This is a genomic window from Methanohalophilus sp. DAL1 (genome assembly GCF_001683555.1).
GTDB lineage: Archaea > Halobacteriota > Methanosarcinia > Methanosarcinales > Methanosarcinaceae > Methanohalophilus > Methanohalophilus euhalobius.
The window spans coordinates 20,067-36,578 of record NZ_MAFX01000014.1; the positions used below are offsets into that span (position 1 = coordinate 20,067).

Sequence of the window (16,512 nt, forward strand, 5' to 3'; positions counted from 1 at the left end):
TTTTAATTTATCTTCTTAGTAATCTGTATCAATATCACCAGTCAATTCTCCACCAAGGTATACCTTATTCAAAGCAGTTGAGAAACCAGACCAATCATTTTCAAAGTTCTTTATTTCATAGTTCTTACTAACTAATCTATCTTCGAGAATGCTGTTATTGTCTTTCTCAACTACAAAATCGCCTAAAACCATCTTAAGCTGCTCCCAATCATTGTAGAAATATTCCTGTAACAAAGGTATAACCCGATTATACCAAACAAAATACAATTTATTCTTGGCCTGCTCTTCTTCCAGTTCTACAACTTCACAAAAGTAACTATGCCCGATTTGATGATCTCTGTCTATTAGTGCGGATAGCATACCATTTAATTCTTTCAACAATGAACCAATATTAACTCCATCAATTTCAACATCAATAATGGAATAATCAGGCATCATTTCCAGAAAAGTAAACCTTCTCCTCAAAGCAATATCCAGCAATGCAATTGAACGATCAGCAGTATTCATCGTTCCTACTATGTAGAGATTTGAAGGTACAGAAAAATCGGTTTTTGAGTAAGGAAGTTTTATAGATATCTCATTGGATTTACCTGAACGTTTATCGTCTTCAATAAGAGTAATTAATTCTCCGAATATCTTTGCAATATTTCCTCTGTTGATTTCATCTATCACAAGAACATAATTATTCTCTGGGTCGTTTTTGGCCCTTTCACAGATGTCCTTGAATACACCGCTTTCTACCTTATATGAAACATCACCTTCATATACAATCGGTTTCAAGCCTTCTATAAAGTCTTCATACCCATATGATTGGTGGAAAGTAATGAACGTACAATAATGACCAAAGTCTTTTTCCTCATAAATTTGTTTATTTCCTGTAAAAAGGTCGATTGCTTCTGATAAGTTATTTTCTACATATTCGATTCCCTCAGGTAGCAGGTACCATTCACTACTCGAAGCCTTATCGAATAAAGTGGGAGAACTTTTGTTTTCAGTTTTTACAGTTTCACTGTTAGGATTTGAATGAGATTGTAGTTGACCCCACAAAGTTTGTGAAAAATTCCTTTCTCTTCCCCTTATTTTTTCAAAATAAAATTTTATGATATCATGATTTTTTAAATCTGGGACCTTTACCGTTTCATTTTTGCCATTTAAATAAATCGATAAAGCAACCACTTGATACCACTTCAAATCCTGAAGTAATTCTATTTTCATCTCTTCGAATGACTTAGGTTTAGATAATTGATCTTTAAGAAAAGATTTGGTGAATTGTTGAATGGCGTATGTCTTTCCTGTACCAGGCGGGCCATATAATATCACATTTTTAGTATGTACTAGTGTATTGTGGAGTAGGGATTTGTTTTGAGTAGTGATATTTGGAACATCGATATCCTTTAACCACCATAAAAATAAATCTACATCCATATAGGTTGCATCTTTCAAGCCATTGATCTTCAAATTTTGCAGAATATTTGACATATGTGGCTTCATTGCGATGTAATATTTCCCTTGATCACCTTTGCTTCCATAAGGCAGAGTTCCTTTAATGTCAATATTCATTCTTGAAAAGAAATCATCGACTACAGAATTTTTAATCCAGAAATTATTAGGTTCTTTTAAACAAAGTAATTCACTTAAAAAACCAATCCCCATATTATTGAATGATGCGAGTGTCTGATTTATGTCATTTTCATTAGGCTTTGTGCTTTCCAATGAGGTTATGAGATCTACTTTGAAATTATCGAAACCACCATTATTGGCAAATATTGATTCTATATTATAACGTGCACCATAGGCAGCATCGGTATCATTTAATATTTCAAGCATCTCTTCTTCGGTAAGTGCTTCAGAATATTGATTTGTAAGTTTTTCACGTACCATCTCACTACTTTTTATGTGCTCCTTTCGATGATTTTTTAGCTCATCGGAATCCAATTGTGAAATAAAATATTTTACCAATTGTGAAATATCCATTTTGTCTCCATTCTCCAGTTGAGCAAATATATCTTTGTATTTATTATTCATTTGAATATATCCGTTCTTTATTTCTTCCCATTTCCATTCTTCATTGACTGGAGTAATTGTTTTATTAGCAAGATTATAGGAAAGAGTAATTTGCTCATTAATGAGCCAATGAACCAATCGTGTATGGAGGTACTCAATTCCGGGATTTTCCGGATGTTGTGGATCAAGATACTTACTTGTAATTTTTCCAATTCCTAATACGGTATTTTGACCATTGATGGCGATTACTACATCCCCTTCACTCATGTCATTATAAAAGTACCAGATTGAGTTTGCATCATTAGTGCCATGATATTGTTTTACATCATCCAGAGACTCATATCCAGAATAACTTTCATCACCATCCCATCCTATTCCAATACATTTATTGTTCAAAAATTCATTCCAGAGACGACCTTTTTCCCCAGGGCGTATAAACCATTTGTTACCCATATTCATTCCTCTTCCAATATTTTTCTAATGTCTTCGATAAGTTTCTTTTTATTAACTGGATTTGTCAAATCAATCCTTAAGTCTACAGTTGCAACCTTTATTTGTTGGCCAGTCGGTTTAAGTATGTATTTTTCAATAATATGTCCATTTATTCCTGATGTACGAGGGTAAAGGAGAATGATTTTTGAGCAATCATATCTGTTAGCATAAGTGGCCATCTGATACATATCCGCCACTGAAACTCCTTTCTTTCGATCTTTCTTTTTTAATTTTTTGTACTTTGTATCAATAATGAGTTTTGTTTTTTCTCTTTTGTTGAAAAGAATGTCTGGAATAAGCCAAAATGATTTTTCTTCCTTTGAATTTCTAGCGAGTTCCTTCCTACCCATCTGTGAATAAAGATTGCAGTCCAGAAGATCTTCAGGAAGAATTGATCTGCGGTGTTTTTTTAGAAATCGTGTAATAAAGCGTTCAAAAAGCACATTCATATCAAATGTAAATGCAAAAGAACTCATGGAACCCACTGATGTCTCGACAACATTTGCATCGATAAACATTTTAGCCATATTAAATGCTGGCCGGTAATTTTCATTCAGTCTTGTGAAGATGACTTTGTTTAAGAGTGGAGTTGGGTTGGAGACATATGCGATATTTTCCATTTGATAATCAAGAATATGCAGGTTCTTTCTGTTTTCAGAATCTTGAGACTGATATTTCAATCTTCTTACAACGAATTTAAGTATCTGATTTAGTGGTATATCGGGGCTGAATTCATCATAGTTGACATAAAAATGGTGTTTTTTGAAACAATTCGAAATTATATGTTTTTGAACCATCCATTTGCCTTTAAAGTAAGGTAAATTCTCCTCTACCTCCATATACTGCTTTTGTGCTCCCTTTTTGAATACATCGATTAGATTTTTTATAAACATATAAGTTAATATCTCAAACCAGGCGGCTTTCCGAGATTGCATATGTGCGATGTCACTTTCATAGATTGGTATGTCATAACAATAATGAAGCAAATATAGAAGATTTCGCTGAGAATTTTCTATCTTTGAGGCTCTTGTCAAACCATCACTATACATTTTTGGTAATATCTCTATCGAAAGGTCACTTACTTGAATTAAACCAACATATTGTTTTGTATGAAGACCATTTCTTTTCAGAGTAAGGATTTCTCCATTTGATTCATTTAGTTTTTCGATGAGGTCAAGATGATGTGAGGATGGACCCTGAATAAAATCTGAATATGAGCGAGATTCATGTTCAAAAAGAGTTATAGAAGTATTTTGAGACATGTTTTAAAACCAATGTACATTTAATATATATTATTTATGCATATGAATTTTTCTTCCTTGATGGTTGTACCACTCACAAATCCCCTTATATTCACAGAAATAACAGTTCGGCTCTTCCTTGATCTCAAAGTCCTCGGCCTTGATATCCGCTACGATCTCCCTGACACCATCAAGTACAGAATTGATCTGTGCTTCGTCCACATCCATTAACCTGAGGTCACGGATCTTCGGATTGACATACATCAGCCCTGCTTTGATAGGATATTTTCCATACCTCTCTCTGACAGCCTGGCAGTACAGGGCAAGTTGTACATCTTCTGGCATTTTATTCTTGCTCAATGGACTTTTGCTGGTCTTGTAATCGATAACAATATATTCGCCCGCAGGGATTTGGTCGATTCGGTCAATCACTCCTCCAAACTGTGCTCCATCCAGTTTGAGATTGAACTTTTCCTCCACAGCAATCGTTTCATTGACATTACTTTCCTCAAACTCAGTTTCAATCCCTAATGGGTTTTCTAATCAGCTGTAACTAACTGTACCGTTGCATGTACCCATGCTTTATCCATGTTTCAATCCCTAATGGGTTTTCTAATCAGCTGTAACCTTCCGTCATGTCCGGTACATCATTCTCGCAATCAAGTGTTTCAATCCCTAATGGGTTTTCTAATCAGCTGTAACTTTCCAGATTCTCAGGACAATGCACATGTGCCAGGGAGTTTCAATCCCTAATGGGTTTTCTAATCAGCTGTAACTTACCCCAAGTTCCTTTGCAGAGACATACTCTCCATGTTTCAATCCCTAATGGGTTTTCTAATCAGCTGTAACCCCGCAACATGCTGTGAGAGTGGATCTTTCACCATGAAGTTTCAATCCCTAATGGGTTTTCTAATCAGCTGTAACGAGACACTCACCAACTCTATGTATCTGCAGATGTAGAGTTTCAATCCCTAATGGGTTTTCTAATCAGCTGTAACCACATAAAATCGAATAGCAGTACACCTGTGTCCTGGTTTCAATCCCTAATGGGTTTTCTAATCAGCTGTAACTTTTCAGGGCGGGTTTGCTTTTGCTGTGTCCGCTGCGAGTTTCAATCCCTAATGGGTTTTCTAATCAGCTGTAACCGCCGATATTCGAAAAACCACCGTCAAGCAAATTGATATGTTTCAATCCCTAATGGGTTTTCTAATCAGCTGTAACCCTTCCCAACCCATGAGCGGGGGCCCACGCCAGGTTTCAATCCCTAATGGGTTTTCTAATCAGCTGTAACCTTCAGGCACTCCAGGCATACTCCTACTTTTTATAACTTCGTTTCAATCCCTAATGGGTTTTCTAATCAGCTGTAACAAAACTGGATAACGTTGCCCATTGGTTCTGTATATTCGTTTCAATCCCTAATGGGTTTTCTAATCAGCTGTAACAGCAAATAATGGAAGCAGTCTTAAGAGATCCTCATATAGTTTCAATCCCTAATGGGTTTTCTAATCAGCTGTAACCAGATGGAACCTTGAAACCGTCACTCGCATAGATGAGATGTTTCAATCCCTAATGGGTTTTCTAATCAGCTGTAACTGACTGTTTCGAACTTTCCCTTATATACTCCTAAAGAAGTTTCAATCCCTAATGGGTTTTCTAATCAGCTGTAACTGAATCGTTCAATGTGGGCGACTCTGAGAAGCCCACAGGTTTCAATCCCTAATGGGTTTTCTAATCAGCTGTAACTGCATACTAAAATCCGTGCTTTTGACTTATAACCGTTTCTAAATGCTTCAAATTGAGAACTCAAATAATGGATGTATACTGTACCTTGAGTTTATAAACAATCATGATTCGGTCATACAACATTTGATTTTCTTTCTGGGTTTTTGTCACCTAAATCTCTTATGTTCCTCACACACCGATTACATAATTGATAAATACGAACTCTATCTCCTTTATTTATTTGTGATTTTATCTCATCCTCAAGCTTCAACTTTTGTATTTCATTAATTTCGAGTTCAAAGACACTATACTGTTTCCAGGCACCATATTTTTCGAGTATCTTATAAACACGAGTTCGAGTACGATTTTCACTTATGTCATAAGCTATTGCCAACCTCATCGTTTAAACTCCAGAGGGTAATAATCTTTTAATTCTCCAGTAATCACCTTTCTTAAAAGAATTGCTTGCATTCTAGCAGCTTTGCGTCTGGACACCTTGTATTTAAACCTAGGATGTATGAACTCCTCTTTCATATAATCATCATATTTTGAAAGATATTTTTTAAATGCATAATCTTTTAATCGGTTGTCCATTTGGAAATCATTGTGATCTAGAATAGATTTATTTACAAGTCTGATTGTAAACGCATCACAGAATATCGGCCGAAATTCTTCTTGCAAATCAAGTGCTAATGCAGGCCTTCCATGCCGATCTGCATGTAAAATGCCTAAAAAAGGATCAAGATTATATTGACGGAGAGCACTTAAAACTTCATTCTTCATCATTGTATATGTAAGTGACAGAAGGGAATTAATATGATCTTCAGGAGGATGACGACTGCGTTTATGAAATGTCCACCCATCTATAAGGCATTCATTAAGTAGTCCAAAATATATACCTGCTGCTTCTCCTTCTATGCCTCTAAGTTCATCAAGTGTAAATACCTTATTAGTATTATTTTCAAGGTCTTTAAGTATTCCAACTTTCTTGATTCCCTTTCTATTCAAAAGAGTTCTTGAATTCCTAATTTTTCCACGAATAATTCGCTGTGCAATGTAAATTTTTTGTTCACTCGAAAGTGCATATTGTTGACGACGTACTTCAGCAATGGTATTGCGTTCTGGAACAAAACTACCACGATATTTACCAAATTGAGAAAAGTAATTCAATACGATACCGTGCTTATTTGCGTTTGCTACAAAAGGAGTTGTAAAATTAATATTCCCAAAAACATTTATGGTATCTACTTGACCTATTGGAAAAGATGCAAGTTGACCTTCTTCTTTCTTGAATATTGTTATACGCCCACCGTTTATACCCACATGACAACCTTGAGTGGTGACATATACAACACTATCATCGAATATACCTTCACTGGCCTTCATTTTTTCTCCAGCATTTTAGTTTCAAAGGGCATGCAATATTGGACGACGCTACATTTTTTGCATTTGTTTGGATTATCTGTAAAATCAGGAATTGAATCAATAGTCATTTTACAAATTGCTTTTGTAATTTCTTTCACTTTTTCACGATGCCAATTTGTTATGGTTATAGCATAACGTTGATTGGTACCAAAAAGATATATGTATCCTAAATTAATCGGTTCTTGAAGATAGTCTTCAAGCAACATACAATAAGCTGCTAATTGAATCTCATCGTTGGCGTGATAGGAAAAACCTCGCTTTCTTTCAATAGGGACATATCCTGAACCAAGCATGTTTTTTATCTCCAGCAAATCGATTTTTCCATGTAGGCCAAGTTGATCTGACTTTACATAAAGTTCTTTTATCCAGCCTCCCTTTCTTGATTTATTGTTATGTTTGAGTTTTCCATCTACTAAGTAATAATTAGTTTCTATTGTATCAAAATACTTGATATAGTAAACTCGGCGAGGGCAGTAAAGATATTGATTTAAATCTGAAATATTCACAAGTTCATCGTCTATTCTTATACTCCTCCTTAATCAGACAATCAATATACAACGCTTCATGTCCAAATGCCACACTTCGCATTCCATAATAAGGATACAGATAGAAAAAATCTCCAAGTCTAAATTTTGCTTTAAGAGAAAAACCATCCTGGTCCACTAATCTTGCAAAAACATTGAATTGTGATAATGTATCATTAAGATTGGAAAGTGTCGGAATAGTAGGTTCAGTTTCAACCTTGAAACCACTTACAAGACGAGGTTTTCTCACATGGTCAGTAGATTTAAACATGAGTTTGCTGTAGTGAGATCCAGATTCACCCTTCAAAATGACTTTTCTTGTTTCATCATTCATCGTTCCATTATACCAGCAAAAACCAGATGCAAAGGCCTTCATGGATTCATATCTTGCTCTAAGTGACTCATAGTTTTCACCAGTTTCTTTTCTCAATCTCCTGATGAATCTCTGCGGGGACATAAATTCAACTTTCCCCCTCCTGAGCACATACATCAGGTCATAAGTTTTCAACATGGAATCTGTGGTATCAAACATTAGAACCTGAAGACCACTTCCACGATAAGTCAGAAGTCCTTCTTTCATACTATATGACTCAGTCTTCAAATGATCCACAACTTGCAGATTAATCTCTTGATCAAGGAAATGTTTCTCAATGAGTCCAAGGATTCTTAAAGATTCTTCCTTCTGGATTGAATATGGCATCCCTTTGAAATGATGTTCGTTTCCATTCTTGTCAGTCCATGGTTCTCCTTCAACCCTACTTTTACAATACAGGTAGGCTTCTAGGGGAGAATAGATTTTCGAATATGAAGAAAGATTTACAGACGATTCCATTACACGATCCAGGTGCGTGACCAGTTCCTGACGTGTCAGATCCTTCTTTTCACCTTTGAGATGGCCATAAACATTCTCTGGAACAAAACAAAGGGCATCACAAACCATGTCTTCAGGCTTATTCCTTAGCCTTCCAATTCTCTGCAAGAACTTACTCTTTGAATATCCTGAAAAAACCAGTCTGTCTACATCAAAATCAATACCCACTTCTACGGACGAATTTGATACAAGTACATCAAAGTTATCCAGTTTCTGCGCAGTTACATGATGAAGGCCATCAACACGTTCGATATTCAGGTCAGGAAGGTTCTCTGAAAGTATATTGAATATTTCATCCACTTCATATATACCATCCAGAATAAAGACGGTCTTTGCAGAATTTCCCTCTTGTGTAGGTCGTCTGCAAAATTCAATAAAATAATCTATGTCCTCTTTTATGAGCTCATAAGTCTTGTATATTGAACCGGATCTTACCTCCATATTCAATTTTGGAAGAACAGGCCAACCTTCAGAAAAAGAACTTTGGGAACTTTTATCCTCAAGCACGTGGACTCTTAAACCTACATCTTTTGCTCTTTGTACAATATCGTTATTAGGAGTTGCACTCAAGAAGACAAATTTAGAAAGTCGACTTCTGATATCATCGTGTATTTCATGCATCATGAAAAGCAACATATCACTTTGCTTTATTGATGCCAGATGGAACTCATCTACAACCACCATATCCACACTTCTGACAGCTTCACGAATATTGTGTTCATAATAGGCATCTTTCAATGCAAGTGTAAGTATATCTGGATTGGTAAGCAGAATTAAACCTTTACCTCTTCCCTTCCTGATAATGCGGTTCAGTAATTGTCCCTTTCTAAGCCCTGATTCATCTGGATAGAGTTTTTTCTCTGCTTCTAAAAGACCACTGGTGACAGCTTGAACATGATAATCTTCAGGATCATAACCAAATTTACTGATAGTCCTTTCTACCTGTTTTTTTTGATCTATCACAAGAGCATTGGTTGGATATACTGCTATTACTTTCATATTCATGTCCAATACAGGTTTAAGCCAGGAAATTGTCTTCCCTGAACCTGTAGGACTGTGGTTGAAAAGGAAAAAAGAATCGTCATGTTTTATTGATCGCTCAGTTTTGACTTGATGTTCGAAAGCCCTATATGACCCTAAATATTGCTGGTCGAGCTGTTCAAGTTTAAGTCCATCAAGATTCACAAAGAAACCTGCAGAAATTTCATCGTGACCTTCAATTTCTGAATTCATCTTTTTTCCTTCAGTAATTCAAGTTTGTATGGCAGAAAGACGTCACTTTTTCCTTCCTCTTGGATTTGTATGAATTTTCCTTCATAACGTCCTTGAATTATCAAAGGAACAGGTCGCATACGTACTGATATGAGGTCTCCTGCAGGCACCTCTTCATAATCATATGTGCCAAAAGGATGGTTTGAAATAAATTCTCCCTGTTTGATAACTCCATCAATTATCCTTGTATTGACGCGTGCTTTTGATTTTTTCTTACCTATCCTTATGTATTTTGGAATGGCAGAAATTATCGATTCTGCATCTATTTCATACGGTAGAATATAAGCTTTGAAAAGGTTCTGTTGATCAAGAACACGTTCACGTCCAAATTTTGGAATATTCCTTCCTTTATAAGGATTACCTGGAGAGGTCGCCTTCCAGTTTTTTGCTGCATATAGATGAGGACGCGCATTCCACTGGCTTGTAGAATGTCCACCAAGCGAAGAAATTTTATTTCCTTTTGGATGCGTCTTTGAAGATAATCTTCTTTGATAACGCACATTGGATTCTAATTTTGCAGGAGTAATATAAAATTTCTCAAACACATCGTGTGTATCTTCTAAATAAGTGGGTTTGTTGCCGGAGTTCACATATTTTCCAGAAACAAATCCAAAAGCATAGTAGAGTGCAGTATTTAGGATATAGTCACCTGTATCCACTAAATCTCCCACCTCTCTTGATGCATAGAGAGTGCGGTCAAGTGTCTCAATAGAACACTCTACTACAGGGAAATTTTCATCCATTTTACACCCTTCTTTATTGTTCTTGATTGACAGCTTCAAAGAATTCTGAAGCTGTTTTCTTTTGCCTTTCTAAAGCGGCCTTTAAAGTATCAGTTGTTACATAGGCAAGAAGATCATTTACTTTATTCTGATCCAGTGATTGAATGTCCAATGCTTGTATATCTTCTTCAAACACCTGCTTAACCAGTTCTTTGACCTTTGCAACATCAATAACTGGACTATAAATTATCTTGTTAAGATTTTCTGAATTAAGTTCTTCACTTTCCCTTGCAAGAAGCCGTGCTACTTCTTTTGAAAGAATCAGGTTTGCTGGACCTTCCTCTTTTCCATAATAGATACCAAGTATATGATTTTGAACTCTTCCGATTCTTGATGTAGCCGCACCATATCGTTTATTCATCTTGGTAACACCTAGTACGAACATCAATTCATCAAATGTGGCATCCCTCAAGGTGATTACACAAGGAAATACTGTTCCAGGAACTATGAAATCTGGCTCCCTTATCGCAGTAGTAGCACCCTTTGCGAAATTGTCACCTGGTGCATTTTGAAACTTTTCTTCTACAATAGCACTTGAATCTCTTATGGAATATGCAGAGTCATACATCACCCTTGAAGTTACAGACATCGCTTCATTACCTGCTGCACTTCCATAAAGTGTTGATTCAGGTGAGTCAAGTGTCATTTCATTGACATCCATAGTGTCTTCTATTCCAATGAGATTTCTTTGAATCTCCTTCCCTTTGCGTCGGTCACTTCCCGTTTGTTTTCTTTTAAACATCATGACTGGAGAGTAATCGACAAAACCATCGTCAGTGCTAATTCCAACAGTAGTAATATCAACGTCCTGTCCATTAGTTGTAAATATTGCACTTGATTGTAATTCTCGTGCAACCAATATATGTACATAGTGACCGCTCGGTTCGTTTACAAGTTTCTCTACAAGTCCATCTGATATTTGTTCCTTAATATTTTCAACTTCATTTTCATTGATGCTCATTATTGCTCCTCCTTTTCATCCAACTTATTTCTTTCAATCCAATAATCTCTACGAATTCGTAATATTGCTGAATAATATCCATCCGCAAGATTATTTGAGATCTTTTTCAATCTACCAGGTTTTCCGTCACAAAGATCTTCCAAAATCTTACTTACGAAATAGTCAGCAAATTCATCAGCTTTAGCATCAAGATTTTTTAGTTCTGGAATGAAAGCCTGATCATCCCCCATCCTTCTGATGGTTTTCTGGAGGTGTCCAGAAACAGTTGCCTTGTAATCTTTACTTGAAAGTTCAATGCCTCGTAGATTAATGATACCTTTTACCGATTCACGAAAAAGCCTTTCTACTGTATGTGGTTTGTACCCCTTGGGCTGCGCCATATTGAAACCCAATGCTGCTAGGTGGTTTATTATGTTCAATTCGTCCATATCTTAATTCACCTCTGTGTTGCATAATCAAGAAATTGTGCTGAGTCTAAAAATTTATTTACATTTATTTCTGCATACCCACTGTCTGAATTTCTATATAACATTTTCAACATATAAGATCCTGGAAGCGGTTCATTTCTAATAATTCTCAAGAACTTGGGTAACAGTGAATCTTTAAGACCAGAACTTGCATAAAACAGATTAATTAGTGCACTTGTGGATCTCAAAGTATCCTCAAGACTTGAAAGTGGGCAGAATTTGCCATAGAAATCTGTCACATGAGAGTTAATAGAATCTAGAGCTACCATTTCCTTAAAATCCCTTCCACGTATCGAAGGGATTGGAGATTGGCTCACTACAACTCTCATACCTGTATATGCGGCAATAAGTGTAGCAATATAAACGCCAAAGAAATGGAACTCTGTGACACTGGTAGAAGGTTTATAGAAAACAATACTGGTATTTCCAATTATATTATCATAACCTTGGGCCATGTATTGTGCCATATCCATCCCACTGGATCCTTCATCCTCTAATTTGGCAGTCATATCATTGATCCATGAGTCGTATACATCAACATCCCCCTCTATTTCAGGAGCGCCGTCGATGTATTTTGAATTAAATATTTTGGAAGCAAGTGCTGACATCCTTATTCTTGCTTCATCAGAGAACTTACCCATTATTGTATTGATCATCTCCCAGGATTCCATTGTAAAGAAATAATCAGGCACAAAATGGAAATATAATAGTTCATGGTTTGAAGCTGATCCTTTTGGCAAATTAAATCCGTTTCTTCTCAATGTCAATTCAATACTGCACGGAATGCAGGTGAAAATATTATCAGGTTTACTTTTACCTACAAAAACTCGGTTTGAAAAGTTATAAGACAAAAATGATGTATCACTCTTCGTTTTCATCTGATTTTTATTAAGTAGAGTTCCACGATTACACAGATTACAAATTCTCCCGTTCTTTGCATGTTCTTGGAAAGTATCACTGAGGGAAGAATCTTCTTTGAAAGAGATCGTTCCGTTTATTGATAAAATTTCATGCAGATATTCAGTGAGTTCTTCATAGAATGTTGCTGTTTTATTAGAGAGAAAATCGTCCCACTGCTCCATATTAGTAAGCTCATTCCATATATTATCAATTAGGATATTTGTTATTGTGGGAACATCTATATTCCTGAGCTTAACACCATCTATATCCTGATCCATAACACATTGTGCTATAGCATGAGAGTATTCCCATTTGCCCCCTTTTGCAAGTTCATGCTCTTTATCATCTATTTCTTTCAAAAGAGCATCTTTTACTGGAAGTGGAACATTCCAAATTTCACAGGTTTTTGAAAGGGCTTGCTTATTATCGGAAATCATTTCTGAAATAAATTTGTTATGGACTGTTGCTATAGCTCTTGAAAATCCAATCAAAATCCTTTGCCCTTCGGTTTCCTTTTCTAGATCTATAGGAACTGCCTTTTCTGCTCTATTAATGCCTGCCACCATAGAATCAGAAATCTTTTTACTTTTTTGAGTATAAGCAGACGTTATTGAACCACTAATGAATGCTCTGAGAACATTTTCAGGACCACTGAAAAAATAATATTCATCCCCCAAATCATAGTAACCTAATCTTGGGGTACTCATTTTCGTAATCAAAGAATCAGCGCTATTAAATGCCGGTGTTGAATCTTGAATATTTGATTTCAGATTGGCGTATATATCTTCAATTAGGGAATCTGAAATTTGAAGATTTTCTGCTCCGTGACCTAGATAAACACATCCATCCTGATAAGCCATAAGCATTATAAGCCCGTTTTTTTCCAGTACATCAGCTACGGATTTATTTATCAATCCTGAAAAAATTCCTTTCATATCGTCTAAACGATGGTACTGTAGATTTAATTGTGCATCAACTGAACTCTGAGGGAACCCATCTCTTAAAGCCGTCAAAGACCTAGAAGAAGCGGCATCTTCGGGAGATGCACAGCTTGACATTGTATCCATTAAATACAAGAATGGCTCCATATCCATGAAAAGAGATGTACGTGCACCTGAACGGGAGAATCTACTTTTATGGAGTGCAACTGCAACTGAAAAATAATCATCATCTACTAGTCCAGGAGCAAAATCATCTAGCCCTGCAATTGATACAAACTTCTTTACGACTTCTTTGGGTATTTCAAACTCTGTTTCAATAGATTGTGTTTTTTCTGCTAGTTCTTCATCCATAAACTCGTTAAACTCGAGCTTGTGAAGATCATGTACAACAAAAAGAGCTATGCATTTCCTTATACTATTATCATCAAGACTCTTTATTCCTAACTTTTCAAGTGCACTGTTAAAACGAAGCAAAAAGAGTATACCATTTCTTATATGATTAAGCATACTTTGGTCAGTTTTGCCAAATTCGATGCTTTTTGCAGGTTTGAATGCCATACCCCTTTCTACAAGATTTATATCTACTTTCTTGATATAGTCTTCAAATAAGTCGATTCCGTGTTCTATGGATATATCCTCACTTATTGAAAATAGATTTTCTTTCAGTGTATCCCAATCTTCATCTTGTAAAGCATCAGAAACCATTATTTCCCCTCATATATATTGATATTAACACAGCCACAACCTCTACTTACAGCACTTCCAACACCACTGAATTCAGCAAATTTAGAAAGTATGAGTATTGCATTTTTCAAATCTTTTGGTGCATCATTTGTAAAGATGTATGAACATTTGCCAGTAAATCCATGTTTTAAGATTGGCCTATAGTGGCCTTTGAATTTATCAAAAACTGTGTTTACCATAACACTGTGAGTAGTATAGGAAGAAGGATAGGGTCTTTCCATAATATATCGTGCCATTTCATCACGTTCAATATTCATCTTTAATTCTACTGGACATACAGCATTCCATTTTGATAAAAGCGAATTAAACACAGCTTCTCTATGTGGAAACATCTCAGAAACTTTACTATTTTTGTACTGTATGTTTGTAGGTGAACTAAAATGGAAAGTAATAGCAGGTTTGCTATATTCTATTACTGACCTTACTATTTCGTCAAAACTAACATCCGAACTGCTAACTTCACTTATTTTCAATATGTTATCATTAAGAGGAATATTTTCTTCAGAAAGAATTAACGGTTTTACAATTGTTTTAAATATCTCTATTTCCTTTGGGTCTGTAATCCCTATAGTAAAATCATATTCATATTTAGGACATACAATTTTATATTTCGCACGTTTGCTTTTTTTGAAAGGTCCTTTTAGCATACTCAATGAAATCGAACTTATAGGTGAATCATGAGTATGGTTACTTATTTCTTTATTACTTGACTGCATGATGTTTAGTAGCGATGAATAGAGTTGATATCCATCACTTGCTGGAATTTCAAACTCCTCCACAGGACTTGCGACAATTTTTAGTTGCTGAGGCATTATAATCTAAATGTATTCCAATACATATAAACTTTTTGTAATAATGAAATTGTTGCATTATTTTGCAAGTGAAAGGTTATTATTTTATTAAATGCAGTAGAATGATATTTATTTACGTGAAACGTACCTGTTACTTCATGAAGACATATATTTCATTAGCAGGATTTGATACTTCTCAGATTTTGTCACTAGTCGTTAAATATGGATTAGAAGAAGGTGACAAAATAATTTTAATCCGGCCAGAAGATGAAAAAGATGAACGGTCTGCATCCACCGTCCAAGCAGTAAAAGATTTAGCAAAACAAATTGATCGCTCTATAAATATTGATGTCCACCGAGTAAATCATCGAAATTTTGATTCGATGCTCCTTTCATTAATCGAACTAATTAAAAACACCCCTGGGCAAATAATAGCCAATATATCTGGAGGTCCACGTGAAATATTTCTGGCTTATACTATCGCTTGCTTGTCCCAGTCACATAAAATTACTACAGCAACAAATTTCAGTGATATTGATCGAACCATGAATGAAATTAATTTAGTTAATATCATTTATAGATTAGATAAAAAAGAAAAAAATATTTTGGAAGAGATTTGCCAAGAAAATTTTTTAACTATTAATCAACTTGCTTCAAATTTGCAAATTTCTGAAAGTACCGCTTCAAGACATGTTAGTAAATTAGAAAAACGTGGTGCTTTAAAAGTGAAGCAAAAAGGCAAAATCAAAGAAGTAAAAATTACGTTAACTGGTAAGATTTTGCTGAATAATCCAGTTGAATGACAACTATATTTGTCACACCCACCACTAAAGTCTAATTCGATGTTTATGAACATACACCCATCAGCAAAAGTGGAACTCACTTTGTAAAACTTTGCACTTTTGTGAATTGACCCCTTGCAAAAGTCGAACATAGACACAACCGCAGCATTAAAGTGTAATTTCAGAAGAATCCTCACCACTTTAAATCCAATACACTCATAGAAGTACATGCCTTCATGTAAATGTTCTACGATCAAAATCTGACCATATAGTAAATTCTTTTAGATTTCAGGACCCTCCCACAACAATATTTCTTTGAGTTTACTTTGGAACAATTGTGGATAAACTTGCGAAACAGAAATCTATAAAAAAATTATATTGTACTCTTTTTTGCCTCTTTAACCTTATTTATGCAATGGGCAGCTCCAATTACTACTTGCTACTAAACCTGAATGAGACGAGGTTTGTGGGCCCATCTCAGAAGTTGATAATTGTCTATTTCCAACATCGTTCTATGTTATGTTGTTCAAATTATGGTCATCTCAATCAATTATGGGGATATAGGTAAGGTCTAAAATGCCACTGTCTTAAAA

At 35.5% G+C, this 16,512-nt stretch carries 12 protein-coding genes, 1 pseudogene and 1 CRISPR repeat array; of the genes and pseudogenes, 1 reads left to right on the forward strand and 12 read right to left on the reverse strand.

Features of this window, described 5'->3' with window-relative positions:
• Window positions 1-15: 15 nt before the first annotated feature.
• The 12 genes and pseudogenes from A9957_RS04015 to cas6 all read right to left on the reverse strand — a co-directional run bounded on the left by A9957_RS04015 (window position 16) and on the right by cas6 (window position 15,158).
• Window positions 16-2,457, reverse strand: a complete 2,442-nt coding sequence (locus tag A9957_RS04015) for an AAA family ATPase (RefSeq protein WP_292343265.1) — start codon at window positions 2,455-2,457, stop codon at window positions 16-18.
• A gap of 2 nt (window positions 2,458-2,459) precedes the next feature.
• Entirely contained in the window at window positions 2,460-3,758 is a 1,299-nt protein-coding gene (locus A9957_RS04020; RefSeq protein WP_292343266.1) for an McrC family protein, read from the reverse strand.
• A gap of 30 nt (window positions 3,759-3,788) precedes the next feature.
• Window positions 3,789-4,229 (reverse strand): annotated as a pseudogene (locus A9957_RS04025) (RecB family exonuclease); the annotation flags it as partial.
• A gap of 25 nt (window positions 4,230-4,254) precedes the next feature.
• Window positions 4,255-5,480: a CRISPR direct-repeat array (repeat unit 37 nt; unit sequence GTTTCAATCCCTAATGGGTTTTCTAATCAGCTGTAAC).
• 112 nt (window positions 5,481-5,592) lie between these two features.
• The gene (gene cas2 / locus A9957_RS04030; protein ID WP_292343268.1) at window positions 5,593-5,859 is read right to left on the reverse strand and encodes a CRISPR-associated endonuclease Cas2; all 267 of its coding nucleotides are present in this window, start codon (window positions 5,857-5,859) and stop codon (window positions 5,593-5,595) included.
• Window positions 5,856-6,845, reverse strand: a complete 990-nt coding sequence (gene cas1d, locus A9957_RS04035) for a type I-D CRISPR-associated endonuclease Cas1d (RefSeq protein WP_292343270.1) — start codon at window positions 6,843-6,845, stop codon at window positions 5,856-5,858. Before cas1d ends, cas2 begins: the two co-directional genes overlap by 4 nt.
• The gene (gene cas4 / locus A9957_RS04040) at window positions 6,842-7,390 is read right to left on the reverse strand and encodes a CRISPR-associated protein Cas4 (RefSeq protein WP_292343272.1); all 549 of its coding nucleotides are present in this window, start codon (window positions 7,388-7,390) and stop codon (window positions 6,842-6,844) included. Before cas4 ends, cas1d begins: the two co-directional genes overlap by 4 nt.
• 4 nt (window positions 7,391-7,394) lie before the next feature.
• Window positions 7,395-9,512, reverse strand: a complete 2,118-nt coding sequence (cas3, locus tag A9957_RS04045; protein WP_292343273.1) for a type I-D CRISPR-associated helicase Cas3' — start codon at window positions 9,510-9,512, stop codon at window positions 7,395-7,397.
• Window positions 9,509-10,294 (reverse strand): type I-D CRISPR-associated protein Cas5/Csc1, encoded by a 786-nt coding sequence (gene cas5d, locus A9957_RS04050; protein WP_292343275.1) that lies wholly within the window; start codon window positions 10,292-10,294, stop codon window positions 9,509-9,511. The genes cas3 and cas5d overlap by 4 nt, the downstream gene beginning before the upstream one ends.
• Before the next feature lie 13 nt (window positions 10,295-10,307).
• Window positions 10,308-11,294 carry a type I-D CRISPR-associated protein Cas7/Csc2 gene (gene cas7d / locus A9957_RS04055; protein WP_292343277.1) on the reverse strand — a complete coding sequence of 329 codons (987 nt, stop codon included), beginning with the start codon at window positions 11,292-11,294 and terminating at the stop codon, window positions 10,308-10,310.
• Window positions 11,294-11,722, reverse strand: a complete 429-nt coding sequence (gene cas10d, locus A9957_RS04060; protein WP_292343278.1) for a type I-D CRISPR-associated protein Cas10d/Csc3 — start codon at window positions 11,720-11,722, stop codon at window positions 11,294-11,296. The genes cas7d and cas10d (A9957_RS04060) overlap by 1 nt, the downstream gene beginning before the upstream one ends.
• Before the next feature lie 8 nt (window positions 11,723-11,730).
• Window positions 11,731-14,307 (reverse strand): type I-D CRISPR-associated protein Cas10d/Csc3, encoded by a 2,577-nt coding sequence (cas10d, locus tag A9957_RS04065; RefSeq protein ID WP_292343279.1) that lies wholly within the window; start codon window positions 14,305-14,307, stop codon window positions 11,731-11,733.
• Complete coding sequence (gene cas6 / locus A9957_RS04070) at window positions 14,307-15,158, reverse strand: CRISPR system precrRNA processing endoribonuclease RAMP protein Cas6 (protein ID WP_292343280.1); 852 nt, start codon at window positions 15,156-15,158, stop codon at window positions 14,307-14,309. The genes cas10d (A9957_RS04065) and cas6 overlap by 1 nt, the downstream gene beginning before the upstream one ends.
• Window positions 15,159-15,295: 137 nt before the next feature.
• On the opposite strand from cas6, the gene csa3 reads away from it, so the two are divergent.
• A complete protein-coding gene (gene csa3 / locus A9957_RS04075) occupies window positions 15,296-15,940 on the forward strand; it encodes a CRISPR-associated CARF protein Csa3 (protein WP_292343281.1) in 645 nt (214 codons plus the stop codon).
• Window positions 15,941-16,512: the final 572 nt, after the last annotated feature.